The 26,830-nt window shown below is 40.6% G+C and carries 19 protein-coding genes; 10 read left to right on the top strand and 9 right to left on the bottom strand.

What is annotated here, in order from left to right:
- Window position 1: 1 nt before the first annotated feature.
- Together Q0625_RS10940 and Q0625_RS10935 are read left to right on the top strand one after the other, a co-directional pair.
- Window positions 2–424 carry a hypothetical protein gene (locus Q0625_RS10940; RefSeq protein ID WP_298827096.1) on the top strand — a complete coding sequence of 141 codons (423 nt, stop codon included), beginning with the start codon at window positions 2–4 and terminating at the stop codon, window positions 422–424.
- A complete protein-coding gene (locus Q0625_RS10935; RefSeq protein ID WP_298827093.1) occupies window positions 425–1,348 on the top strand; it encodes a DUF6427 family protein in 924 nt (307 codons plus the stop codon).
- On the opposite strand, the gene rseP is transcribed toward Q0625_RS10935, so the two are convergent.
- Window positions 1,345–2,664 carry an RIP metalloprotease RseP gene (gene rseP, locus Q0625_RS10930; RefSeq protein WP_298827090.1) on the bottom strand — a complete coding sequence of 440 codons (1,320 nt, stop codon included), beginning with the start codon at window positions 2,662–2,664 and terminating at the stop codon, window positions 1,345–1,347. The two genes, Q0625_RS10935 and rseP, sit on opposite strands and share 4 nt — an antisense overlap.
- A 178-nt stretch (window positions 2,665–2,842) precedes the next feature.
- On the opposite strand from rseP, the gene Q0625_RS10925 reads away from it, so the two are divergent.
- Window positions 2,843–3,424, top strand: a complete 582-nt coding sequence (locus tag Q0625_RS10925) for a hypothetical protein (protein ID WP_298827087.1) — start codon at window positions 2,843–2,845, stop codon at window positions 3,422–3,424.
- A gap of 65 nt (window positions 3,425–3,489) precedes the next feature.
- On the opposite strand, the gene Q0625_RS10920 is transcribed toward Q0625_RS10925, so the two are convergent.
- The 6 genes from Q0625_RS10920 to tyrS form a co-directional block, all read right to left on the bottom strand.
- A complete protein-coding gene (locus tag Q0625_RS10920; protein WP_298827084.1) occupies window positions 3,490–3,984 on the bottom strand; it encodes a DUF4878 domain-containing protein in 495 nt (164 codons plus the stop codon).
- 20 nt (window positions 3,985–4,004) lie between these two features.
- Entirely contained in the window at window positions 4,005–5,204 is a 1,200-nt protein-coding gene (locus Q0625_RS10915) for an acetate kinase (protein ID WP_298827081.1), read from the bottom strand.
- Window positions 5,205–5,238: 34 nt separating this feature from the next.
- Window positions 5,239–5,664 carry a DUF3127 domain-containing protein gene (locus Q0625_RS10910; RefSeq protein ID WP_298827078.1) on the bottom strand — a complete coding sequence of 142 codons (426 nt, stop codon included), beginning with the start codon at window positions 5,662–5,664 and terminating at the stop codon, window positions 5,239–5,241.
- Between the two features lie 110 nt (window positions 5,665–5,774).
- Window positions 5,775–6,344 (bottom strand): threonine/serine exporter family protein, encoded by a 570-nt coding sequence (locus Q0625_RS10905; protein WP_298827076.1) that lies wholly within the window; start codon window positions 6,342–6,344, stop codon window positions 5,775–5,777.
- Window positions 6,331–7,104, bottom strand: a complete 774-nt coding sequence (locus tag Q0625_RS10900; RefSeq protein WP_298827073.1) for a threonine/serine exporter family protein — start codon at window positions 7,102–7,104, stop codon at window positions 6,331–6,333. Before Q0625_RS10900 ends, Q0625_RS10905 begins: the two co-directional genes overlap by 14 nt.
- Before the next feature lie 32 nt (window positions 7,105–7,136).
- Window positions 7,137–8,435 carry a tyrosine--tRNA ligase gene (gene tyrS / locus Q0625_RS10895; protein ID WP_298827070.1) on the bottom strand — a complete coding sequence of 433 codons (1,299 nt, stop codon included), beginning with the start codon at window positions 8,433–8,435 and terminating at the stop codon, window positions 7,137–7,139.
- A gap of 186 nt (window positions 8,436–8,621) precedes the next feature.
- Here tyrS and Q0625_RS10890 point away from each other — a divergent pair, with 186 nt between their 5' ends.
- Together Q0625_RS10890 and pepT are read left to right on the top strand one after the other, a co-directional pair.
- Entirely contained in the window at window positions 8,622–9,095 is a 474-nt protein-coding gene (locus tag Q0625_RS10890; RefSeq protein WP_298827068.1) for a hypothetical protein, read from the top strand.
- Window positions 9,096–9,129: 34 nt separating this feature from the next.
- Complete coding sequence (gene pepT / locus Q0625_RS10885) at window positions 9,130–10,368, top strand: peptidase T (RefSeq protein ID WP_298827065.1); 1,239 nt, start codon at window positions 9,130–9,132, stop codon at window positions 10,366–10,368.
- Window positions 10,369–10,500: 132 nt separating this feature from the next.
- Here the strand turns inward: pepT and Q0625_RS10880 are convergent, their stop codons facing one another.
- The gene (locus tag Q0625_RS10880) at window positions 10,501–11,337 is read right to left on the bottom strand and encodes an OmpA family protein (protein ID WP_298827062.1); all 837 of its coding nucleotides are present in this window, start codon (window positions 11,335–11,337) and stop codon (window positions 10,501–10,503) included.
- Between the two features lie 204 nt (window positions 11,338–11,541).
- Between Q0625_RS10880 and Q0625_RS10875 the strand changes: the two genes are divergently transcribed.
- Window positions 11,542–14,469 carry a M16 family metallopeptidase gene (locus Q0625_RS10875; RefSeq protein WP_298827059.1) on the top strand — a complete coding sequence of 976 codons (2,928 nt, stop codon included), beginning with the start codon at window positions 11,542–11,544 and terminating at the stop codon, window positions 14,467–14,469.
- A 236-nt stretch (window positions 14,470–14,705) separates the two neighbouring features.
- Here Q0625_RS10875 and Q0625_RS10870 read toward each other — a convergent pair whose 3' ends face one another.
- Window positions 14,706–15,938 (bottom strand): MFS transporter, encoded by a 1,233-nt coding sequence (locus Q0625_RS10870; RefSeq protein WP_298827291.1) that lies wholly within the window; start codon window positions 15,936–15,938, stop codon window positions 14,706–14,708.
- Between the two features lie 123 nt (window positions 15,939–16,061).
- On the opposite strand from Q0625_RS10870, the gene Q0625_RS10865 reads away from it, so the two are divergent.
- The 4 genes from Q0625_RS10865 to Q0625_RS10850 form a co-directional block, all read left to right on the top strand.
- The gene (locus Q0625_RS10865; protein WP_298827057.1) at window positions 16,062–16,649 is read left to right on the top strand and encodes a hypothetical protein; all 588 of its coding nucleotides are present in this window, start codon (window positions 16,062–16,064) and stop codon (window positions 16,647–16,649) included.
- Window positions 16,650–16,724: 75 nt separating this feature from the next.
- Window positions 16,725–18,251 (top strand): glutamine-hydrolyzing GMP synthase, encoded by a 1,527-nt coding sequence (gene guaA / locus Q0625_RS10860; RefSeq protein WP_298827054.1) that lies wholly within the window; start codon window positions 16,725–16,727, stop codon window positions 18,249–18,251.
- A 120-nt stretch (window positions 18,252–18,371) separates the two neighbouring features.
- The gene (locus Q0625_RS10855; protein ID WP_298827051.1) at window positions 18,372–19,754 is read left to right on the top strand and encodes a dipeptidase; all 1,383 of its coding nucleotides are present in this window, start codon (window positions 18,372–18,374) and stop codon (window positions 19,752–19,754) included.
- Window positions 19,755–19,951: 197 nt separating this feature from the next.
- On the top strand, window positions 19,952–26,830 hold a 6,879-nt coding region (locus tag Q0625_RS10850), incomplete at its 3' end, for a gliding motility-associated C-terminal domain-containing protein (protein WP_298827048.1).

Raw genomic sequence — 26,830 nt, 5'->3', positions numbered from 1 at the left:
GATGCAAAAGAGTATTTTAATAATCTTGACCCTACTACTGCTCTCCTGTGAGCGTAAGGATTACCAGCGCAATCCCTTTTTGCAAGAGGCAAAATTCACCATTACCCTTAACCTACGCTTGGCTGAGTATAGTAAGTTGAGAATCCCAGGGGGAGTTGTCCTAGTAGATAATGTCGGTCTCAGAGGCATAGTGGTCGCCAATATAGGTAATAACTATATGGCATGGGAGCGTGCCTGCCCCTCACAAGCACTTTCTGCTTGTAGTCAGATGACCCTTGAGGACGATCACCTATTCATGCTATGTCCTTGTAATGGGGTAAGATACAACTTGCTCAATGGACAGCCTCAATCAGGAAAAACCACTTATCCAATGCTTAACTATCAGGTAGTAGTACAGGGTGATGCCTTAGTAATATCCAATTAGATGCTTTACAACTTTCTCAATACAAATAAGAATAGTCATTTCTTCTTCCTCTATGGACTTGGAGCCTTACAGATAATACTCTATCGATATCTCCTTATAGGACTCCCCATAGAGCTGATTTCCCTTGCAGAGACTCTTGTGATGTGCTTGCTGCTGTTGATAAATATATCCACTATAAATTTTATTATTAGGAAAAATCAACTCAGTCAGGGGAATCTTTTGGTGGTATTTTTCTGGATTGTGATCAGTATGCTCTTCCCTGAGGTGTACAAGGACTATACGGTTATGCTTGCCAATACTTGTATCTTATTTGTGATTCTCCAGATCATGCAATCGCACAATATTACCGATGGCAGGCAAGTTTTCTTCGATATTTCAGTACTTATTTTCTTAGCTACCTTATTTTTTCTTCCCTCCTTGCTAGCACTCTTCTTGCTTTGGTTACAGATATTGACCTCACCAGGGAAGAAATTTCGCAATTCTCTCATTCCTTTGGTAGTTTTTGCGATACTTTTCGTTATTTTATTGGCAGCGTCCCTGTTTCTTGGCTGGAAAAATCAGCTGTTCCTTCGTTTTTATTATTTACCGAAGTTTGATATATCATCCTTTCTACAATACAAATTTTTACCACTTCTAGGGATACTTTTGATCAATATCATGATCACCTCTTGGTTGCTCAAGAAATCCTATAAGCGTTATTATTCAGGTTTTTTTATTAGCTTGATATTGGTGGGTATGGTAGGGATTGTCCTACATGAAAATAAAAATGCTGTAGGATGGCTTTATTTTACCTTTCCTACAGCACTTTCAAGTATGATGATCATAGAAGGTCTTAAGCGACATTGGCTTAGAGAGGCCTTGTTATGGTTCTTTGTATTATCACTTGTGGGGATTCTAATTTTAGGTCGCTCCTATCTGCTCTAATGACCACCTGTAATCCAACGATAGATGTCATTGCCATTGGCATAGATAAGCAGGGCTAAGAGGATGAAAAATCCTACCATTTGTGCATATTCCAAAACCTTTTCACTAGGCTTTCTGCCTGTTACCATTTCGTAAAGAAGGAAGACTATATGTCCTCCGTCAAGTGCAGGGATAGGAAGTATATTCATGAAAGCCAATATAATAGAAATAAGAGCCGTACTTTCCCAGAAGCGAAGCCAATCCCAAGAAGTATCGAACATCTTTGCCATAGTGGCAAAGCCACCCACTTGGTTTGCTCCTTTTTTAGTGAAAATGTATTTGAATTGGACTACATAGTCATGTAGTGTCCAATAGCCATAACTAATTCCTTCAGAGATAGAGGCAAGGAAAGAGTAATCTACATGAGTGCTTTTATTATCATAGAACTCAATACCAGTAACCCCTAAGATGTCATTTTCAGGGGTAATCTTTAAGTTTTTTGTCTCGGCACCTCGGAGGATCTGTATGGTGTTTTCTCCTTCCTTGAGCAAAGGTTTGAGCTGGTCAAAGAAAGTAATTTTCTCGCCATTAATCATAGTGATATGATCTCCTTTCATAAGGCCAGCCTTACTTGCAGGTGAGTCCTCTAAGACACTATCGATCTCGGTGGTGCGGCGCTTGATAAAGGGCAAAGGCACCTTGTCGGAGTGAAATACTTGCATGCCAAGGGTATCGGGAACAGAGAAAGTCTGCACGGAACCATCAGCTTTCTGTACGGTGATATTCTCTATGTGACGGGTGAGAATCATACGGTTGATAGCGAAAGTATTGGTAAGGTCTTTTCCGTTGACTTTCAGAGGAATATCTCCATTGGAAAAACCATAGGACTTCATCGTTTCGCTTACTTCATAACCGTGAGGTACATCAGAAGGGCGGATTTCATCTTTTCCCCATACGCTAAAAATCATGGCATAGATGAGAATCCCCAAGATAAGGTTCACCGTAACTCCGCCAATCATAATAATCAAACGTTGCCATGCAGGTTTGCTTCTGAATTCCCAAGGTTGGGCAGGTTGTGCCATCTGTTCCTTGTCCATGCTCTCGTCTATCATACCAGCTATCTTCACATATCCTCCCAGAGGTAACCAGCCAATTCCATAGACAGTTTCCCCAATCTTTTTCTTGAATAGGGCAAATTTGACATCAAAGAACAAGAAGAATTTCTCTACCCTTGTTTTGAATAATTTGGCGGGTATAAAGTGTCCTAACTCGTGGAGAATCACTAAGATAGATAAGCATAGCAGTAGCTGACCTGCGCGAATAAAAAATGCTTCCATTAATACTGTTTTTAGCCCGCAAAAATAGGAAATAATTGGCAAATTAGCAAAATAATTTGACAATGAGCAATGAGCTAATTAGGAAATTGGTAAATCAATCAAAATCTTGTTAATTAATGGTTTTTAAACAATCATTAACAATTAAATGAGTACCTTTGCCTCCGAATTTAAAATTAATATGATGAAGAAAATTACATTATTATTATTTTTGGCAGTAGGTTCTTTTGCCTCTGCACAATCTTTGGATACCCTAAAGTTGGATACTACTAATGAACAAAGATTAGAAGAGCTCAAAGCAAAAGCCGATGCAGAGAAGCAACAATTAGAAGCTCAAAAAGAAGCTGCAAAACAACAAGAAGCAGCTAACGAAATGGCTAAAAAGGAAATGAAGCTCAAAGAAAGACAGCAAAAAGAAGCTGAGAAATTGGCAAAACAACAACAAAAACAAGCTGAAAGAGAGCGAAAAGCCAAAGAAAAAGAGCAAAAAGCGGCAGAAAAGGCTGCAAAAGAGCAACAAAAACGTGCAGAGAAAAAACAAAAAGCACAAGACAAGCTTGCTAAGGCGAAGTTAAAGGTTAGCAAAGTACAAGCAGAGTACGACAAGCAAGACTTAAAAATAAAAGAGCAATCAGCAAAAGGTAAGCTTTCTGCTGAAAAAGAATTAAAGCTACGTACTAAACTATTGAAAACAAAGTCTAAACTCATAGATGCTCAATCTAAAGTAAATGACTTAGAGATAGAACTACAAAGACTTAATTAGTAACTAATCATCTAAAACTAAAAAGGTTGCCCTTTTGGGCAACCTTTTTTAATGCTTATCCTTAACTATGCAGCAGGAATGCTATCTTGAGCTTGAGGAGTTTCTTCTGGAGACATATCCTCTTCAGGCATGTTCATGTCATCTCCTTCAGAATCATCATGATCGTGACCTCCTTGTTCTTTGGCTCCTTGTTCTTTGTTGATAGAAACAAGCCATTTCCCGTCTACTTTCTTTAGGTCAAGAGCGATTTCTTTTTCAGAATCCTTAGCTTTGTAATAGACTTTAGCCTTATCGCCATCTTCTTCTACTTTGGTAATGGTAAAGTCGTCATCGGAGGCTTTTGCTTTTGCCTTTTCAGCATCTTCTCCTTTAGAAAAGCTTTCCATTATGGAAAGGAGTTCTTGAGAATCCTTATCACAATACTTTTTAGCTTCTGCGAAATCAAGTTTGTTAATCGCTTTTAGGAATTTCTCAGCTACTACTTTAGGTTTGTTGTCACTAGAACAAGAGACAAAGAAAATACCTAAGAGAAGAGAGAAGGTTAAGAGAATTTTTCTCATGATTATAGGTGTTAAAGGGTTTAAACAAGGGAGAGGACATCGCGAGCGATTTGGATTTCCTCATTGGTGGCTACCAATACAATTTTTACTTTGCTATCGGCGGCCTGTACCTCTACGATATCGCTTGGGTGATTGAGTTCTTTGTTCTTGGTCTTATCTATCTTTATTCCTAAGAACTCCAAGTCCTCACAGATAGCCTCGCGAATGGTCGAAGAATTTTCTCCTAAGCCCGCAGTGAAGATAAGGGTATCCACTCCGTTGAGGGCTGCTGCATAGGCACCGATATACTTTTTGACACGATATGCGTACATATCCAAACAAAGTTTGCCATTGTGGTCTCCTTTTTCAGCAAGCGCTTCCACATCGCGTGCATCGGAGCTTCCGGTGATTCCTTTCATACCACTTTCATGGTTGAATATCTTGGCTATTTCGTCGTTGGAGAGGCCTTTTTTTCCTAAGAAAAAAACCACAGCACTGTCAATATCCCCGCAGCGAGTACCCATAAGCATACCTTCGTTAGGGCCAAATCCCATAGAGGTATCTATACAGTGTCCTTGCTCATTGACAGCGGTCATACTGGCACCATTACCCAAATGAAGGGTGATGTTCTTCAGGTGTGGATTATTAAAGTGGCGACGAGTTCGAGCATCTACATACTTGTGACTAATACCATGGAACCCATAGCGACGGATTTTGTCTTCCGTATAGAAATGATTAGGAATAGCATAGCGGAAAGCCTTCTCTGGCATGGTTTGGTGGAAAGCTGTATCAAAGACAACGAAGTTCTCAGTTTCCTTTGGGAATATCTTTTGTGCAGCCTCTATACCTATGATACTGGCAGGGTTGTGTAGGGGTGCTAGTGGAATTACCTTGCGGAGTTCCTCTACCACAGCGGGTGTTACACGCTCAGGAGTAGTGAACTTACCACCATGTACTACCCTGTGACCGATGTATTTTACCTCGCTAGTGGATTTGATCACTCCGAAGTCCTTGTCGGTGAGATATTCAGCAATTACCTTGAAGGCTGCTTCATGGTTAGGGAAGTGCATTTCTTTGCTAATTTTATGCTTTTCTCCTTTTTCCCAATATTCGTGAGTGATTTTACTTTGTTCTAAGCCAATACGTTCGGCAAGCCCTTTAGCCAATACGGTTTCGGTATCCATTTCAATAAGTTGGTACTTGAAAGAAGAACTACCACCGTTGATAATAAGTACTTTCATTGGTTCTATGTTAATTTATCAGTTATTGCAATTGTTAGAAAGGAAGGTCATCTTCTTCTAAATCAGTTCCTTGGGGAGCTGGAGCAGGTGCCTTTGGAGCAAAAGTAGTGCCTCCCTGAGGTGCTTGTATAGGTTGTGGTGGAGGAGCTACTTGACCTTGTGTAGGAGCAGCTTGTGATGTAGTATCCACATTGGCAATGCGCCAAGCGACTAAGGAGTTGAAATACTTCACTTCTCCCTGAGGATTAGTCCATTCACGACCACGAATATCAAAGGTGATCTTTACCACTTGTCCTACTTGATAGTTATTGAGCAACTCACAATTGCCTTGAGTAAAATCAAAGGAAATGGTTTGTGGGTATTGTTCTTCAGTAACAATAATAAGCTCCCTTTTTTGGAAACCATTATTTCCAAAGGTCTGTATAGGAGTAATTAGTTTTATGCGTCCTTGTAATTCCATGTATATAAAATAATGTTATAAAAATCAGAGATAAAAAGAGTAAATATGCGACAAAGGTACTAAAAAAACTGGAATAAGTAGGGCTTTTGTTCAAAAATATTTATCAAGTGCTATACGACTGGGGTTTCTTCTTTTTTGATACGCTTACGGATACGTTTTAATTTCTTAGCGATAAACTTATTCAAATCCTTGTTCTTAATGGTATAAGTGTTCAATAAGAGTACGGGAGCAATGACCCCGAAAGCAAGACTCAAGGTGATAAAACCTGTTTGTAATCCTAGCTTAATAGTCTCAAAAATAGTCTCTAAGGTACGGTCATGCTCATGGGTGATAGTAACAATCTTGATGAGTCCCATCATGAACTCATAACCAGACTTACCAGGGATCATATTAATCACTGCAGGAATCGTAAAAACCATAGGGGGAGTGTGTACTCTATGGGCGAAATACATACTTAAGAAGCCTACAGAGCAGGCACCCGCAAAAGAGGCAATTACCACTTGGTCGGGGATGATTGTCTTGATAAGTAGGAACTTGATACTCCAGCCTATAGCCCCTAATAGTGCAGTAGCCCATAATGCTCTACGAGGAGTGTTGAACAATAAGGCAAAGCCAACCGATACCCACATAGACCAAAATATACGTTCAGCCAAAAGACTAAAAGCATCAAAGAAGTTCATAACCGAAGATAAATAGTGAAAGATAAAAACCAATAGAAATCATAAAGATAAGTACTAAGGCATAGGTAAGTTTGGCCATACCTGCCACCACATGACCTGTGAGTGTATCTATAAAGCCATTGATAAGTGGCACCCCTGGAATAAGCCATAACACACAGGCAGCCAGAGCATTCTTGTATTCTTCCACACCTACAAGGCGAAAAGCATTTACCACACTTACCGATATAAAGGCTGCCCATGCCCAACAGATGAAGACATTGAACTTCCTTACTTGCAATAGGCGTCGACCAGCTAGTCCTATTAGGGTTGCTAAGAAAGAGATACCCATTTCAAAATAACTGTTGTGATTATCTCCTCCAAAGATATAAGCCAATGAGCCTCCAGCCAAGGATACAAAGAACCACATCAGGTACATGTTGTAGTGGGATTTTTGCTTGATATAAGCTACTTCTCGCTCTATTACTTCGATAGGGAGTTTCTTTTCCAAGACCCGCCATGAGAGGATACTGATATCCGAGATTGCATTGAAATTGACCCCATGGTGAGGGATACTCTTAACGATGGTTTCTTTTTCTTTGCTAGCATTGTCATAGACGGTAATAATAATAGCCGAATACGAGTAGAAAATATCACAATGATAGTTCAGCGCATTGGCTATTCGGTTCGTGTTTCTAAGCACCCTACGTGTATTGGCACCTCCTGTGATGAGTACAAAGTTGATTTCAGCCAGAAGCTGTGCCACCCGTTCTATTGCTCTCATGATTATACAGATTGGTTCTAATTATCTTAGTATCACTTATTTACTATAATCAAGAAATAATTCTTCTTTCCTCGCTGTAAGAGAATAAAACGTTCGTTGATTAGGTCTTTTTCTCCGAGTAGGTAACCGTCAGATACCTTTTCTTTGTTTACTGCAATAGAATTTTCGCCTATAGCACGGCGAGCTTCGGAGTTACTTTTGATAAAGCCTGTTTTGGCTGAAAGAGCCGCAATGAGGTCTAAGCCATTGTGTAGGTCTGCCAATGAGATTTCCGCCTGTGGTACGCCATCGAATACCTCAAGGAATGTTTTAGGATCAAGCTTCTTGAGGTCTTCAGAAGTAGAGTTGCCGAAAAGAATCTGTGAGGCTTGTACGGCCTTCTCCCATTCCTCTTTGCCATGTACCAAAAGGGTTAGTTCTTCAGCTAATTTGTTTTGTAAAATTCTTAGGTGTGGAGCCTCATGGTGTGCAGCAGTGAGAGCTTCTATTTCCTCCTTAGGGAGCATGGTGAAGATCTTGATATAGCGCTCAGCATCGGCATCGGAAGTGTTGATCCAATATTGGTAGAACTTATAAGGAGAAGTCTTTTCAGGATCAAGCCATACGTTACCTCCTTCGGATTTGCCGAACTTGGTACCATCGGCTTTGGTGATCAGTGGACAAGTAAGGGCAAAGGCCTTTCCTCCTACTTTACGGCGAATTAGTTCGGTACCTGTGGTGATATTGCCCCATTGGTCCGAGCCTCCCATCTGTAAGGTTACATTCTTTTCTTGGTAGAGGTGTAGGAAGTCATAGCCTTGTAGTAGTTGATAAGAGAACTCGGTGAAGGACATACCTTCGGTATTCTCATTGGGGTCAAAGCGTTTTTTTACCGAATCCTTGGCCATCATATAATTCACAGTGATATGCTTGCCAATATCGCGAATAAAGGTAAGAAAAGAGAAGCCCTTCATCCAATCATAGTTATTGACTAGTTCCGCACGATTGGAGGCAGTACTTTCAAAATCAAGGAATTTAGCCAATTGTTTTTTGATACCTTGTATATTGTGTGTCAAGGCCTCTTCGGTGAGGAGGTTTCTTTCAGCAGATTTGCCAGAGGGGTCACCTATCATACCTGTAGCCCCTCCTACCAGTGCATAAGGCTTGTGGCCGCAGTTTTGGAAGTGGCGGAGCATCATCACTCCTACAAGGTGCCCTATATGTAGTGAGTCCGCTGTAGGGTCAATCCCTACATAAGCGGCTCGAAGTCCTTCCATAAGGTGCTGTTCAGTCTCCGGCATGATGTCCTGAATCATACCACGCCAACGCAATTCTTCTACGAAATTCTTCATTTTCTTTCTTTAGTTGTTAGTAATTAGTGGTTAGTTGTTAAAGATTAGTTTTTGCTTTGCAAAGGTAAGAAATAAAACTAAGATAACAATGAAAAAAGGGAGAAAAAAAACACTAAGATTGTTTGTAACTCATGGAGAAAAGTCGTACTTTTGCATGATATAAATAATCTTATACAAAGACAATCTATGAGCTTTCTTTTGTCTAAGCAGCTATTGGGCATACTTTTGTTGGTAGGGTTGTCGCTGATGTCTTGCCAAAACCAATCTAAGTCCTCTACACAAGAGGTGCCTACGCAGGAACAAGCCCTTTCCAAAGAGCGCCCTAATCCTGCTGCAGGGGAGACTGATACGGCTGCACAATCCCTTACAGAAGACCAAGTAGTAGACCTGGTATTCACATTGCCTATCACTCAAAAAGTGCATAATCAAATAAGTAAAGCAACCCAAGGACAGAGAGGGGTCTCTGTTATAGTAGATCCTCAAAAGACCATGAATAATGCTCAGGAGTACTATGAGGTACGAATAGGCTACAATGGAGAGGATCGCTATGAGACTTATCATATCCTCTATGTAAATAAGCAAGATAAGAATGATATTCTTGTAGTTGATACCATAGAGGATACTATCATTCCACTTGCTCAATGGGAGCAAGAAAAATAGTTTTGAATAAAAAGTTTTCGTTAAAATTTTACACATGCAAGAGAAAAAAATTATAGATCGCTTTATCCGCTATGTAAAAGTGGATTCGCAATCCGATCCTGAGAGTACTACTACTCCAAGTACCCAAAAACAATGGGATATTATTCACCTTTTGGTGGAGGAACTTAAGCAAATAGGCCTTTCGGAGGTAAGTGTAGATGAGTATGGCTACATTATGGCTACACTGCCTTCCAATGTATCGCATGAGGTGCCTACCATAGGCTTTATCGCTCACTATGATACATCGCCAGACTTTTCTGGAGCGAATGTAAATCCCCAGTTTGTACATAACTATGATGGAAGGGATATAGTGCTCAATGAGAAAGAAAACATAGTGTTGTCCTCTTCTTACTTCTCTGATTTGAAGAAATATATAGGGCAAACTATCATCACTACTGACGGTCTTTCCCTCTTAGGAGCCGATGACAAGGCGGGGGTAGCTGAAATCGTATCAGCTATGGAGTATCTTTTAGAACATCCAGAGATACAACATGGAAAGATCCGTATTGCCTTCACTCCTGATGAGGAAATAGGCAAGGGGCCACATAAGTTTGATGTATCTAAGTTTGGAGCAGAGTGGGCTTATACCATGGACGGTAGCCACATAGGGGAATTGGAGTATGAGAGCTTCAATGCTGCCGGAGCTAAGATACATATCAAAGGTAAGGGAGTGCATCCAGGTACTGCCAAGGGGCGTATGGTCAATGCTATCCTTATTGCCAGTGAACTGATAGAAGCGCTTCCAGAGAATGAAGTTCCAGAACGTACTGAAGGTCGTGAAGGGTTCTTCCATGTGATGAACATCAAGGGAGATGTGGAGGATGTATATATCAATATGATTATCCGTGACCATGACCGTAATAAATTCAATGCACGTAAGGAACTATTGCATACTGTAGTGAAAGATTTGCAGAAGCTACACAAGGATGCTATCTTTGAGGTAGAAGTAGAAGACCAATACTATAACATGCGTGAGAAGATAGAGCCTGTAATCTATATTGTAGAGATAGCCGAACAAGCAATGAAGGAATTAGGTATTACCCCTGTGGTACAAGCTATTCGTGGTGGTACCGATGGAGCTCAACTCAGCTTTAAGGGCTTACCTTGTCCTAATATCTTTGCTGGTGGTGTGAATTTCCATGGTAAGTACGAATACCTACCAGTACCGAGCCTGCTTAAAGCGGTAGATGTGATTGTCAAAATCGCAGAAATAACAGCCAATAAGAAAAAGTGAAAAATGAAGAGTGAAAAGTAAAAATATGAAAATTGCGTCTCTACTTGTTAGAGACGCAATTTTTTTGTAATTTAGTATGTTTTATGAACAGCATAGATTATTCACTCTTCACTATCCATTGTTCACTCTTCACTAATTTATTTTCGGGTCTTTCATACCTTGTTCAATCATGTTGTAGAACTGATCAAGCTTAGGTAGTACGACAATACGAGTACGGCGGTTAACAGCACGTCCTTCTGCTGTAGAGTTGGAGGTAACAGGTACATATTCTCCACGTCCAGCAGCGGTCATGCGTGAAGGAGATACTCCAAAATCATTCTGAAGGATATTCACTACTGCGGTAGCTCTTAGTACGCTCAAGTCCCAATTGTTCTTGATGCAAGTATTCTTGATAGGCACATTGTCAGTGTGTCCTTCTACCATGAACTCGAAATCAGGTTTGTTATTTACCACCTTAGCTACCTTACCGAGTACCTCACGGGCACGAGGAGTTACGTTGTAGCTACCACTGCTAAAGAGCATCTTGTCGGAGATAGAAACATATACCACTCCTTTGTCCACTTGTACAGTGATATCTTCGTCGTCCAAGTTGCCCAATACCCCCTTAAGGCTCTGTACAAGGGCTAAGTTGATAGAGTCACGACGAGTAACAGCATCACGCAAGTTCTTAATAGTAAGGTCTTTTTCCTTGATGCTTTCCAAAGAGCGTTCCAAGTTGTCAGCTCCCTTTTGAGTAAGCATGGTCATGTTGCCAAGGTTGGTAAGCAATCCCTCATTGTTCTTGCGAAGCAATTCGTTGTTGGATTGCAGGAGCTCTCTATCTTTTAGGCAGCTATTGAGCTTTACTGTAGCGGTATTGAGCAAGTCCTCTGTGCTCTTGAGTTGGTCTTGTAAGGCTCTGAATTTCTTGTTGGAGACACAAGAGGTCAATGCCAATCCGCCTAATAAAATAAGTACAAATTTTTTCATACGTAAAATTTTAAGTATTTTATGGGGCAAAAGTACGATTTCTTCGTTAAAATTATCCCTTATGAAAGGATATATAAAAGTTAAAAGTCGATGTTTGGTGCTCTGTAGTCAGTAGAAAGAGCTAGTAACTGACCTCTGAAAACTGATTTCTGATTTGGTAGATTGCAGGAAATTTATTAATTTTGTGGTCTAAATGATTTACTTATGTTGAAAAGGAATTTATTTTTAGGTGTCTCTGCGATAGCCTCTTCCTTGAGTGTTTTGGGACAAAACTACCAATGGAAGGAAGCAGAAAGTGGAGGGTATTCCTACAAATATGTAACGAATGACCCTACCAATGCAAGGTTCTATACACTAAAGAATGGCCTTACTGTAATTCTTAGCCCCACTAATAAGGAGCCACGCGTTCAGTGTTATGTAGCTGTAAGAGCAGGCAGCAAGACAGATCCTGCCACCAATACAGGACTGGCGCACTACTTGGAACATTTGCTCTTTAAGGGAACTGACAAATACGGCTCTTTGGACTGGGATAAGGAAAAAGTAGAGTTGGAAAAAATCGATGCTCTATATGAGAAGTATAACCAAACCAAAGACCCAGCTCAGCGCAAAGAAATTTACAAAGAGATAGATAGAGTCTCAGGTATTGCCAGCAAGTATGCAATTGCCAATGAGTACGATAAAATGCTATCGGCTATGGGAGCGCAAGGCACCAATGCCTTTACCTCTTTTGAGCAAACAGTTTATACGGATGATGTCCCTGCCAATGCTTTAGATAAATATATTGCAGTACAAGCAGAGCGTTTCCGTAATCCTGTGTTACGTCTTTTCCATACAGAATTGGAGGCGGTGTATGAGGAGAAAAACCGCTCCTTGGACAGTGATGGAAGCTTGGTATTTGAAACCCTTCTGTCCAATGTGTTCAAGAAGCACAACTACGGTCAGCAAACCACTATAGGTACAGTAGAACATCTCAAGAACCCATCACTGAAGGAGATTCGCAAGTACTTCAATACCTATTATGTACCTAATAACATGGCGGTGATTCTCTCTGGTGATTTCAACCCTGATACTGCTATTGCTAAGATAGACAAGGCTTTTTCTTATATGAAGTACAAGGAAGTGCCCCAGTATACCTTTGAGAAGGAAGATCCTATCACCACTCCTATTATCAAGGAAGTAGTAGGTCCTGATGCAGAAAGTGTTACTATGGCCTATCGCTTGCCAAGTACTCAAGAAAAGGATGCCCTTTTGGCCAACCTTATTGGCTCTATTCTTACCAATGGGAAGGCGGGACTTATTGACCTAAATTTGGTTAAAAAACAAAAGCTCTTGCGTGCAGGTGCTTTTCCTTATCTGTTGGTGGATTATGGCTTGCTCTATATCTCAGCAGCTCCTTCTCAAGGACAATCTTTAGATGAGGTAAGAAAATTGATTGTCAATGAGATAGATAATCTCAAGAAAGGAAATTTTGATGATGACCTATTGCCTTCTATTGTAAATAACTTTAAGAAAGAAACCATCCAAGAGACAGAAACCTACGGTGGGCGTGCGGAACTGCTAATGCGTGCTTTCACAGGTAAGATAGACTGGAGAGATCAAGTGTCTTATGTGAATGATATTCAGAAGATTACAAAAGCTGATATTATGGCTTTTGCTAATAAATACTTGGGAGATAACTATGTGGCTGTCTATAAGAAAAAAGGAGAGCGTACCAATGTAGAGAAGATAGAAAAACCTGCTATTACCCCAGTGGAGACTAATGCAGATAAGCAATCAGCTTTTGTGAAGATGATCAATGATATGCCAAGTACTCCTGTAGCGCCTCTTTTCTTGGATTACAATAAGGATATACAGAAATCTAAATTAGGTAAGGCTGAAGTACTTTCTGTACAGAACAAAGACAATGACCTTTTCCGATTGAGTTTCCGTTACAAAATAGGAACCCTCAACGACTTGAAAATGGGCATAGCTGCTCAGTATATCCAATTCCTAGGAACAAATAAGAAATCAGCAGAGGAGATCTCCAAGGAGTTCTATAAAATAGCTTCTAGCTTTAGGGTATCTACTGGTGAGGAATATACTTATGTAAATATAGAAGGATTACAGGAAAACTTTGCAGCAGCAGTGGCTCTCTATGAAGAATTGGTAAGCAATGTAAAAGTAGATGAGGAAGCTCTTCAATCACTAAAAGCGAGAATTATTAAGTATCGTGGTGATGTAAAGGCTAACAGAAACCAAATTATGCAAGCGCTTACCAGCTATGCTCTCTATGGACCTAAGAATAAGTATAACCATGCTCTTTCTAATGCAGAATTAGAGGCTACCACTGCAGCCGAGTTGGTAGATAGACTTAAAAAACTCAATGATGTAGAGCAAACCATTATCTATTATGGTCCTGCCTCTATCTCTGAGCTAACCAAGCAACTCAGCAAGCTCCACAAGGTACCTGCTAAGTTTGCTAAAGTGCCTCAAGCGCAGCAGTTTAAGCAAGTAGCACAAACTCAAAATACAGTACTCTTTACCGATTATGAAATGGTACAAGCCGAAACTCGTTGGGTCAGAAATACAGATACCTACAATCCAGCAGAAACTACTACAATCAGAGTATTCAATAATTATTTTGGTGGTAGTATGGGCTCTTTGGTATTCCAAACCATTCGTGAAAGTAAGGCCTTGGCTTATAGTACTTATGGTTATTACAGAATCCCTACGAAGAAAGAGGATAAGTACTATATGCTTTCCTATGTAGGGGCACAAGCCGATAAGTTCAATGAAGCAGTGGGTGCTATGAATGAGTTACTTACCACAATGCCAGAGCTACCTGCTAACTTTGAATTAGCCAAAGAACAACTCAGAAAAGATATACAAACTGAACGTATTACACAAGATAATATCATTTATGATTATTTAAATGCACAACGATTAGGGCTTAAGGAAGATATCCGAAAGTCTGTATATCAGAATGTGGATAAGATCACCTTCAAGGATATACAAGCTTTCCATGACAAATATCTTTCTAAGAAACCTTATACTTATGTAATATTGGCTTCTGAGAAGAAATTGCCTAAGGAAGAACTCCAAAAGATAGGAGAGTTTAAGAAACTTAGCCTTGAAGAACTATTTGGGTTCTAAGATAGTGACCAATGACTAATCACCAAAGACTAGTGATTAGAGAGGATAATCAATTGGTAAAATACTATTTATTAAATATTTTCTAAGACGCAATAAATTGCGCCTCTACACAAGCGCTGGCTAAGACAATTCCTTGCTTAGTACAACCTTCCGTAGAGGCGCAATTTATTGCGTCTTAACAAATGGGATAGTTGTTTCCTACTATTGATTAATCACTTATCACTCTTCACTTTTCGTTATTCACTTAGTTTTGTTTTTACTTTTCTCAGATTAGGCAAGAAATAGGCGGTCAGTCCCATAAGAGGGAGGAAGGAACAGACTTTGTAGACAAAGGTAATACTAGTCATATCGATGAGTTTGCCTAATACAGCTGAGCCTAAACCTGCCATACCAAAGGCAAATCCGTAGAAAACACCCGAAATCATACCTATCTTCTTAGGGAGCAACTCTTGGGCATAGACTAAGATAGAAGCAAAAGCTGAGGAGATGATAAATCCAATAAGTACTACAAGGACAGCGGTAGTTTTGGCATCGGCATAGGGGAGCCATAGGGCAAAGGGAGCCGCTCCCAAGATGGAAAACCAAATGATAAACTTCCTACCTACTTTATCTCCGAAAAAGCCACCAATAAGGGTGCCAGCTGCTGCCGCTCCTAAGTAATAGAAGAGGTAGAGTTGTGCTTGAGCATTTGTAAAGCCAAAAGTCTTGATTGTATAGAATTGGAAATAATTACTGATACCTGCTGTATAGAAGTTCTTGGAGAAGACCAAAAACATGAGAATAATCACCGAGTTGCGTACTTGTGCATGAGTGAGGTCAGGTACGGGGATCTCTCGCTTCTTGAAGGATTGTGCTTGCTGAAGTAGCTTTTTGCGCCAAGAACCTATGAAGAATAGTATTACAATAGCAATGGCAGGGAATAGGACAAACCATAACAGACGTTCCAAATGACTTTCTTCTAGGAGTTGTCCATCTACCATTTTTTTCGTGAAAACAATCAGAATTACTAGTAATGGCGCCAGTGCTGTACCTGCATTGCCCCCTAACTGGAAGACTGCTTGGGTGAAAGATCGCTTGCCACCAGAGGCTAAAAAGGCGATACGTGATGCCTCAGGATGAAAGATAGAAGAGCCTATCCCAACCAAAATAACAGAAAATAGCACTAGTGCATAGCTATTTGCCCAAGAGAGTAGCCCAATGCCTAAGGCACTGAAAGCCATACCCACTACTTGGGCGTAGGGTTTGGGGTGCTTATCTGTATAAGCGCCTACCAAGGGTTGCAAAATGGAGGCAGACACTTGATAGCAGAAGGTAATTAGCCCCACTTGTGCCATAGAGAGAGCAAACTCCTGCTTTAATGAGGGATAGATAGAAGGGAGTATTCCCTGCAACAAGTCGTTGAGACAGTGGGATAGAGAGATGAGTATAATGATCAGATAGTTGCTCTGTTGCTTGGTTTCCATGTGGATATGATTTTAGGGAGACAAAAGTACGAATTATCTGATTTTTTTCTCCGATTGGAAAAGATTTTTTATAAACTATTTTTATTTCTGAGAGAATATTGTTATCTTTGCCACTTATAAGAGTTTGAGATGAGGAAGGTATTTTTATCTTTTCTATGCCTGTTTTCTCTATGCTTATGGGGGCAGGACAGCAATGTGCGTATAGGTGCCAAAGCGGGATTATCTTTGGCTACTTTCTCTAGGGGGTTCTTCTATCAGGTAGAGGATTTTGCCTATGTGCCTAGCTTGTATGCAGGGGCAACCCTTTCGGTACGTACTGATCGCAGTATCAGTGGAAAGTTGGAACTGCTCTATTCGGGACAGGGCGCTCGCTACAAGGAAAATTACACTACTGAATATGCGAAGGATTATGCCTTGGGCTATCTCTCTTTAGGCTATATCATTCATTTCCGCCTTTTTGAACATCTGTATTTGGATGCAGGAATTACCACAGACCTTTTGGTAAAGAAAGATAGTAAGGTACCCTCGCCTAAGACTTTCGATGTAGCAGGATTGGTAGGAATAGAGGTGCCTTTGTTTCCTTCCTTAAGTCTTGAGGCACGAGCCAAATCGGGTAGGGGAGGGATTAATAACTATACCGATTACTATGGAGGAGCTCCCTTTAACACAGAATTGAATAACTTAGTGCTACAGTTTGGAGCAGTATACTACTTTTAAAGTAATAAAAAGTGAAAGATAAAAAGTAAAAAAGTGCTACCCTGTCTTTCGCTATTCACTAATAAAGACTTGTAAATGAATAAAGTACTTATTTTAGATTTTGGTTCCCAATATACACAACTTATTGCCCGTAGGGTGAGAGAGTTGAATGTGTATTGTGAGATACATCCTTACAATCATTTGCCCGAGGGGGTAGAAGATTTTTCAGCGGTGATTCTTTCGGGTTCACCCTATTCGGTGCGTGCCAGCGATGCACCTCACCCAGACCTATCGCTCTTTAGAGGCAAGAAGCCTATTTTGGCGGTATGTTATGGGGCACAATACTTAGCGCACTTCTTTGGAGGAGAAGTAGCCTCTTCCGATGTACGCGAATACGGCCGTGCACACTTAGTCTATCTTAAGGAAAATGAACCTTTTTTAGCCGATATTCCTGCCAATAGCCAAGTATGGATGAGCCATAGTGATACAATAAAAGCACTACCTACCGCAGGGGTACGTCTTGCTAGCACTCCTGATGTGGAAAATGCAGCCTACCGTATAGAAGGAGAAGAAACTTATGCCATTCAGTTCCACCCTGAAGTGTATCACTCTACCGATGGGAAACAACTCTTGGCAAACTTCCTCTTTAAAATAGCCAAACTTACCCCATCCTGGACACCAGATAACTTTATTGAAACTACCGTAGCGGCACTTAAGGCACAGGTAGGTAAGGAGAAAGTGGTCTTAGGTCTTTCGGGAGGTGTGGATTCCACTGTGGCAGCGGTATTGCTGAATAAGGCTATTGGTAGCCAATTGCATTGTATTTTCGTTAATAACGGGCTTTTGCGCAAAGGAGAGTTCCAAAGCGTTTTGGAACAATACAAGGGAATGGGGCTTAATATCAAAGGAGTAGATGCTTCCAAGGAGTTTCTTTCAGCCTTGGCAGGGGTTACTGACCCAGAGGTCAAACGCAAAACCATAGGGCGTGTCTTTATAGAAGTATTTGACAAGGAAGCTCACCAAATCACCGATGTTACCTATTTGGCACAAGGAACTATTTACCCTGATGTGATAGAGTCCGTCTCTGTCAAAGGGCCTTCCGCCACTATTAAGAGCCATCACAATGTGGGAGGCTTACCCGATTATATGAAACTCAAGATAGTAGAACCTTTGCGTACGCTCTTCAAGGATGAAGTGCGCCGTGTAGGGGCTTCTTTAGGTATTCCTGCTGAGCTTTTAGGTCGTCATCCTTTTCCAGGACCAGGTTTGGCCATACGTATCTTAGGGGATATCACTCCTGAGAAGGTAGCTACTCTCCAAGAGGTAGATGCTATTTTTATCAACTCTCTTAAGGATAATGGCTTGTATGATAAGGTATGGCAAGCAGGAGCTATCCTGCTACCTATCAATAGTGTAGGAGTAATGGGAGATGAACGTACTTATGAGAAATGTGTTGCCCTACGTGCAGTAGAGAGTACCGATGGTATGACCGCTGACTGGGTACATTTGCCTTATGAGTTTCTCCAAAAAGTCTCTAATGAGATTATTAATAAGGTAAAGGGTGTTAACCGAGTGGTGTATGACATCAGCTCCAAACCGCCTGCAACCATAGAGTGGGAGTAGATAATTGTTAATTGTTAATTGTTAATTATCAATGACTACTGATGGCTAACAACTAACAACTAACAACTAAATACCACAGGAGATAACAATTAACAATTGATAATTAACAATTAAAAAGACGTGGATATAAAAACTTACATTGAGCAGAACAAAGACCGCTTCCTAAGTGAGTTGTTCGAGCTATTGCGTATGCCCTCTATTAGTGCGGATTCGGCATACAAATCTTCTATTGAAGATACTGCCAAATGGGTGAAAGAATCTCTTCTAAAGGCAGGTTGTGACAAAGCAGAAATCTGCCCTACGGCAGGTAACCCTGTAGTATATGGGGAAAAACATGTAGGTGATAACTTGCCTACGGTATTGGTATATGGTCACTATGATGTACAGCCTGCAGTACCTTTGGAACTATGGGATACAGATCCTTTTGAGCCTGTGATCAAAAAGACAGAAATCCATCCTGACGGTGCTATTTTTGCTCGTGGGGCATGTGATGACAAGGGACAAATGTTCATGCATGTGAAGGCTCTTGAATATATGGTGAAGGAAGGCAAACTTCCTTGTAATGTGAAGTTTATGATCGAGGGCGAGGAGGAAGTAGGTTCTAAGAATCTCGGTGCATTTGTACATGCAAACCGAGAAAAACTCAAGAACGATATTATCCTTATCTCTGATACCAGTATCATCGCCAATGATGTACCTTCGGTAACCCTAAGATTGCGTGGACTTAGTTATGTAGAAGTAGAGGTAACAGGTCCTAACCGAGATCTACACTCTGGGGTGTATGGAGGAGCTGTACAGAATCCTGTAACAGTACTTAGCCAGATGATAGCTAAGCTCTATGATGATAAGAACCGTATCACTATCCCTCATTTCTATGATAAGGTGAAAGAACTCTTGCCAGAGGAACGCCACATGTTTGCCCAAACACCTTTCTCTTTGGAGGCTTACAACAAGGACTTAGGTATAGCCGAGGCTAAGCATGAAGAGGGTTATTCTGTTTTGGAAAGCGCTACCATCCGTCCAGCCTTGGATGTCAATGGTATTTGGGGAGGTTACATAGGTGAGGGTGCTAAAACTATTATCCCTAGCAAGGCTTATGCAAAAATATCCATGCGATTGGTACCAGACCAAGACAGCAAGGAAGTGGTAGACCTATTTACCCAATATTTTGAACAGATAGCCCCTAAAGGGGTAACGGTTAAGGTAAAAGACCTAAGTGGAGGCCCTGCTTATGCTATGGATATAGAAAATAAAGGTTACAAGGCCGCTGAGAAAGCTATGGAAAAAACCTTTGGTAAGGCTCCTATCCCTGCCGCTGAAGGAGGAAGTATTCCTATCGTAGCCCTCTTCGAGAAAGAGCTTGGTACTAAGTCTATTCTTATGGGCTTTGGTTTGGATTCTGACCTTATTCACTCACCTAACGAACACTATGGTCTGTTTAACTTCTTCAAAGGAATAGAGACTATTCCATACTTCTATGAGTACTATGTGAAGAGTGAATAGTGAAAAAAGACAAATAAAAAAAGAGAAGAGACCAATCCGTTTGTGGGATTGGTCTCTTCTCTTTTTTAGTTATAAATCTTAAGAAACTAATCTATTTCAATAAGACCTATTGATAACTTTTTTTAAAAAAAAGGTTATGAATATATAAATATATATATTATTTTTGCACCCAAATTACTAAACAATATTCTTTTGTAATGAAGAAAAGATTAGAAGAACTAGCAATGAAAGGATCTAAATTATTGATTCTCATTCTTTTGTTTGTTTCCGTGAGTACTTTGTGGGGGCAAACCATTAGTGGAGTGTCAGCGCAGTCGCCTGTAGATTTTGCCGCGGATAGTGATTTTTCTGTAGGAGAACTCACTATAAGATTTAATATGCCTACAGGGCAAACCGCAGGTGAGTTGGATGTGAAACTTGCAGCAGGGATAGAGTATATCCCTAATACAGTAACAGCTACAAATGCGACTATAACACTTAAAACAGGTTCAACTGATGCTAATAGGCCTATCTTTAGTTTTACAAATGCTTCAGGTGCTGTTACTATAAAGCTTAAGCGTAAGGCAATTAAGGCAGTACTTACCAATACAGCTCTTGCTACAGGCTTGAAAGATCGGGCTGTCCTTACTATAGGAGGCATATCAACTAACCCTGCTAAAGAGTCAAACCTTTACCAGCTACAACGTCCTACCCTAACGGTACAGTTACCTGTTACAGCAAGTGACGCATTGGGAGCACGTACCGAAAATTTTGATATTCGTAATACTGGGAATGGAAAGGTGAAGGATGTGTATTTCTCTATCGCCTATCCTGAAGATGTAGTAGGGGAGAGTGTCTCCTATAATGGTACACCACTGACACAGGTAGGGGTGGTACCTGTAGGACTTCCTAATGCAGGTAAGCCTATCTACAAAATTCCAGATGCAAACTTGCTCAATAATCAAAAAGTTACTATTACAGAGAAATATAAAGTAAGCAAATGTACAGGTGGTAGACAAAACACATATTATGCTTACTGGGGCAGCAGCCATGCAGATATTTTTGAGACACAATTTAATACCAAAAATATTACAGTAAGTACAGGTACTCCTATTATTAACTATGATGGTAACAATGCATTTACCTATTTTGAATGGAAGGATGGCTTCTGTGGTAATGTATTGGGGACTTTCTATGTGCGTTATAATAATAATGCCGCTACGGATAAAGGAATTGCTTATAATTTGGAAATCAGAATTTTAGATGAAGAAAATTCAATACAATTTTCAAACTATGAGCCAGATAACATACGCTTGATAGCCAGAGATGGGACAACTGTTTCACTTCCTGCCACTGTAGGCCCCTCTGATAGGCGACATATAGTACTTACTAATTTGGCAGCACTCTCAACCACTTCTTTAGCAGGTAAAGATGTAGGGCTTACCGATGAAGATGGAGACGGTTATAAAGATGACCTTAAAAAGGGCGCTTATTTCCAAATAGCTTTTGATTTGAAAAAGAAAGCAGGTGTAAGATGCTTACAACCAGGCAGAGGTACTAATGCGATGTTTAGCGTGCAACCTTCTTCTTATATACTATATGATAATGTATGTACAGGAGAACGTATATGGTCAAACCTGCATTCTATCCATCACAATACCTTACGTGTGTATTTCAATGGGGTGAACGATGCCTCCAAGTTACCAGTACAGTTGGTTCAGAATGTATCTTCGGCAGGGTATATTTCCCCTGGTATGAACTGGCCTTCGCTTGTGGCTAATCAAAAATTAAGGAATGGTAATACAACAAATAATGAGCGTAAGTTCAAGTATGTAATAACTACTCCCGCAGGTATAAAGCTACAGAATGTAAAGCTCTATCGTAAAACAAATATTTTTGGTGCTTCCACAGAAAGACCTGTTGATCAGTCAGATGTAGCACCAGGAACAACAGCTACCTTTGTTACAACCAATACTTCTTCTGATCCAGATCTTACACCAGGTTACCTTAGCTTTGATGCTTTGTTACAGAATTGTAATGGGGCTACGGCACCTATTACCTATTCAGTATATCTGATGCTTAAGAACGGAAATAGTTCTTATTGTGATGTACCTTTGGTATGTAATCAAACAGTTAATATACCTACTATCTGTGATTCACCTTGTTCTATACAAGGACCAAGTATTCTTAGTACAGTGGTGGAACGTGCAGACAATTCGTATGGTTGGAAAGATCATAACATGAATGCAAGACAAATGCGAGCCAATGTATCACCATTGGAGCGTATGAGAGCACTTTACTTAGATGATATAGAGTTTATCTCTCAAGGGAGACAACATGCTTCTGCAACAGCTAATAACCTTTTCTATTATGTAAAGGTAGAGAACACAGCTGAGCTAGAACCCAAAGGAATAAGTCTTAAGGTAAATGGAGGGGCTGTACAAAGCTTTACAGCAACAGCTACCAATCCTGCAAGAGGAACCAATGCGGCAGGTAAGAAGTTTTTCCGTTGGGATCTTACCACACTGTTGCCATCAAAGACACTTGCAGCAGGAGCTACTTTTACAGCAGTGGCAACCTACCAAGTGAAGAATGCTAACACAGCTAATGGCTATGAACGAACTGTGGATGTACAATCAGGTATAGAATCATTCTTCTATACAGTTAATAATCTTGATACAGATACAGCCATCGGTACAGAAGGGTATCATACAGCCCAAAAACACTGTGGTACGAACTTAACGCCTGTATTCTATATAGCTGAAACAAGACATTTGTTAGCTACCAACCGTTATACACAGTTGGCAGGTTGTAGTGCAGCACCTTTAGGGTCTAACCTTGTCTATGGAGCACGTAGGTTCAAGCCAGGAGGGTCTTATTTTTCACAAGAATTCCGTCCTGCACGTCTTATCAAGAAGATAACAATGCGTATGCCAAGTGCTTATCGCATAAAGAATATAGAGTATACTTATGCCACAGCAGTAGGACAAACTGCTGCTGCTACAGTGGATATGAATAACCTTGCGGTAGCTGATGATGGTACTTGGAAAACCTATACTTATATAAACCCTGCTAAGGGACAACCAGGACACTTACCTGCTGGTATGCTCACCGTAGAGAATGAATATAATGAGTATATCAAACCATTTATACAACCTTCTTGCAAGTCTAAAACGGTAGATGGCAATAAAGCTGAAGTGCAGCAAGATAATGACGCCTTGACTATGCAAGAGAAAATAGATACTAATATAGAATATGATGATTTCTATTATCACTATGCAGAGACAACCCAGAGCACTCCTGCTACAGATTATCTAAATGATCGTCCTATTCTCTTTAGAGAAAGTGATAAACCAGAAATCAAGATTGATGCTATATCCTCCCTAACAGTGAAGGCTAATAAGCGTGAGATGGAGGCTACCTTTAAGTTAAGCAATACCAAGAACCAAGATGCACCTTATGGCTGGATCTCTATTCCTGAGGTAGCAGGTATAGAAATCATCTCTTTGGAGGAAACCACAGGAGGTGGATATACTTATACACCACAGGGAAGTATCGCAGGGGAGAAGATGTTCTTCCTCAGTGATAAAGGTGATGAAGGTAAGATTGTGAGAAATACCCAGCGCCAGTTCAAGCTCAAGTATAAGGTCACCAGCTGTGCCACAAGCCTGCAGCTCAAAGTATATGCAGGTTGGAACTGTTGGGAAAACCCTACAACAGGTTATCGTAACACTTGTAGTGATAAGTTCATTACCTATAATATAACCGTAGCTAAGAGTAAAAAAGAAATAGCAGCAGCCTCAACTAACCCAGGTCAGGACAAGGCCGATAAGAAAGGAACCATTCCTATGTGTGCGGCTACTTCTTATAGCTATGAGATTAACAGTGCCGAGGAGGGAGACCTTTACGATACCAAGTTAGTTGTAACCCGAGGAGAAGGAATCACATTCTCCAATGTAACGGTAGAATATCCCTTGGCTAGTGGCTTTATCTATCATGTAGGTACAGGAACAGAAGATATTCTCCATACAACAGTAGGAAATAAGGATATCTATGACCTGAGCCATGTGTTGCCACGTGGTAGCTTACCAGGCTCTATCAGTGAACCTATCAATGCTAATAACCGTAAGCTTAAACTTACTTTTGATGTAACTCCTGATTGTAATTTCTCAGCAGGTTCGTCATTTGATATAGAAGTAGAGGGCAACAACCTCTGTGGTAGACCAGCCCTTGGAGATAAGAGCAGTGCCATTTTAGCAGATATTCAAGGTGTAAATGTGGATAATTATACCATTACTTTAGATCCGCTTACAGAATATAATGACCCGAGATATAACTTTCATAACGCCTCATACTGTGATAATGGTATTATTTATATTACGAAAGTAACTGTAAATTCTCCAGATCCAACATTTGAGATGCTTGATAAGGCGAGATTACGCTTTACCTTACCAGAAGGCTATGAATTAGCTGCTGGAAGAAATGTTTTCAAAGGAAATAGATCAGGATCTTTTGATTGGGATGAACCAGAAAGAGTGGCGAGTGAGGAAAGAACCCTGTCCCAAGGAAGTGAAGTCGTATTGACCGTTCCTGAGAATATGAAAGCAGGAGATTGGTTTATAGCAGGTATTAGAATTAAACAAAAGAATGTCCTTGTTCCTTGTGATCGTCCATTGAAGCTCAAGGCGATTACTACGGATGAGAAGGGAGGCGTTGCTTGTCCTTCATCAGGAAATACCTGTCCCAAACTATTAGTGAGCACTTCAAGTGAAGTGGAGGTTGCTATCAAGAACGAACGTCCTACCATTTCTATAGAAGACCTTACCACGACTTCTGTAGCTGAAGGAGGTAAGGAAAAGCTTACCATCAAGTATAAGCTAAAGAATGATACAGGAGCCGCTGCCGCGCTTACCAATGGGATGGTAAAAGCTACCCTATATTATGATGCTAATAATAATGGTATAGCCGACTCAGCAGATACTATACTAACTAGCCATACCTCTACAGGTTTGAACTTGCCACAGGGAACTACTTCACCAGAGCAGACTTTTACCTTTGCAGTAGATCAGGATAAGGTATGCCGCTTGCTCTTGGTACTTAAGAATGAGGATAATGTTTGTCTCTGTGGAGATGTAATAGGACAAATCATTCCTCCTACTCAGACATCGGGCTTGGTGGATAATGTCACTGTTTGTGAAAGTGAAACCAAACAACTTACTTATAGTGTTGCAGGAGCAGACTATATTAGCTATACTTGGACAGGAAAGACTGCAAGTGACAAACTCACTTACCTTTCTGACCGAAATATAAAGGAACCTAATTTCCGCTATACAGGTGCTAAGCTGACAGCAACTACTACCTTTACCTATATATTAAAGGTAAAACGTACCAATGGTTGTGAGGCTACTCAGGAAGTAAAAGTAATTGTACAACCCGCACCAAGTATTACGACTCAACCAGTAGAGCCATCATCTTATTGTGTAGGAGACCCAGCTACAACACTTACAGTGGTAGCCGATACCCACGGCTTGGCAGGAACATTGTCCTATCAGTGGTATAAAAATACTATCAATAGCACTACAGGAGGTAATCCAGTAGGTACGAATGCGACTAACTATACGCCACTGACCACTACAGCAGGTACCCTATACTATTATGTAAACGTAACTAATAACAGTTGTGGGGAAGCTATTAGTCAGGTGGTGAAAGTAGTGGTAAATGCTATTCCAGCTAAACCGACCTTTACAATAACTGCTGAAAATTGTAGTGCACCTACAATAGTTAAAGTAGCAAACTATGAAGGAGGAACATATACATTCACCAAAGCCGACGGAACACCAGTTACTACAGCTTCGGTAGCTATGGACGGAGTGATCTCAGGGCTTACAGTAGGTACTTATAAGGTAAAAGTAACCAAAGATGGTTGTGTGTCTGAGATCTCAGATGTCTTTGAAATCAAAGCAAAGAAAGTCTCACCAGCCAAACCTACCCTTACCCTTACAGATGAGACTTGTGAGGCACCAACAAAAGTTGTTATTAGCAACTATGTGGCAGGACAAACTTATTGGAATGGTACAGAACGCCTTACAGTAGATACAGCAACTCATGAAATTACAGGGCTTGCCGCAGGTACTTATACCATTACCACTAAGAATACGGATTGTGAGTCTGTAGCTTCAGATAGTTTTGAAATCAAAGCCCAGAAATCAGTTCCAGCTAAGCCAACTCTTAGATTGACAGCTGAAAGCTGTACAGCACCTACAAAAGTTGTTATTAGCAACTATGTGACAGGACAAACTTATTGGAATGGTACAGAACGACTTACAGTAGATACAGCAACTCATGAGATTACAGGACTTGCAATAGGCACTTATACTATTACAGCTAAGAATACGGATTGTGAGTCAGTAGCTTCAGATAGTTTTGAAATCAAGGTCCAGAAGACTACTCCAAGCAAGCCTACCTTTATGGTAACTGCTGAAAATTGTAGTAGCCCTACAGTAGTCAAGATAGCAACCCATGAGGATGGTTTCACTTATGACTTTACCAAAGCCGACGGAACACCTGTTAGAGGAGCTTCAGTGGCAGCGGACGGAATAATCTCAGGTCTTGAGGTAGGAACCTACAAGGTAAAAGCAACAAAAAATGGTTGTGTGTCTGAAATCTCTGATACCTTTGAAATCAAAGCACAAAAAGCGGCTGTCGTGATTACTACAAATCCAGTAGGGGCAACTTATATAAAAGATGTAACAGCCGCTGCCCTTACCGTAGTAGCAACAGGCGAAGGAAGCCTTACTTATAAATGGTATAGGAACACTACCAATAGTTATGTAGGAGGTAGCGAAGTAGCTACAACCACTACCTATACCCCAGCTACTAATGTAGTAGGAAGTCTCTTCTACTGGGCAGAGATAACAGGCGAATGTGGTACTGAAAAGACCTCAATTGCTGAAATCAAAGTAACAGACCCTGATACGACACCAAACCGCGCTATCAAGGCCGTAGATGATAACTTTGGTAAGGTACCTAACACTTTGGATTATACCACTACCAATACAGTATTCTCAACAGGTGTAGATACCTTGGAAGGAGTACCA

It is taken from the genome of uncultured Capnocytophaga sp., assembly GCF_938029845.1.
Lineage (GTDB): Bacteria > Bacteroidota > Bacteroidia > Flavobacteriales > Flavobacteriaceae > Capnocytophaga.
The sequence above is the reverse complement of the archived record's forward strand: the minus strand, read 5'-3'. Positions and strand labels throughout refer to the sequence as shown.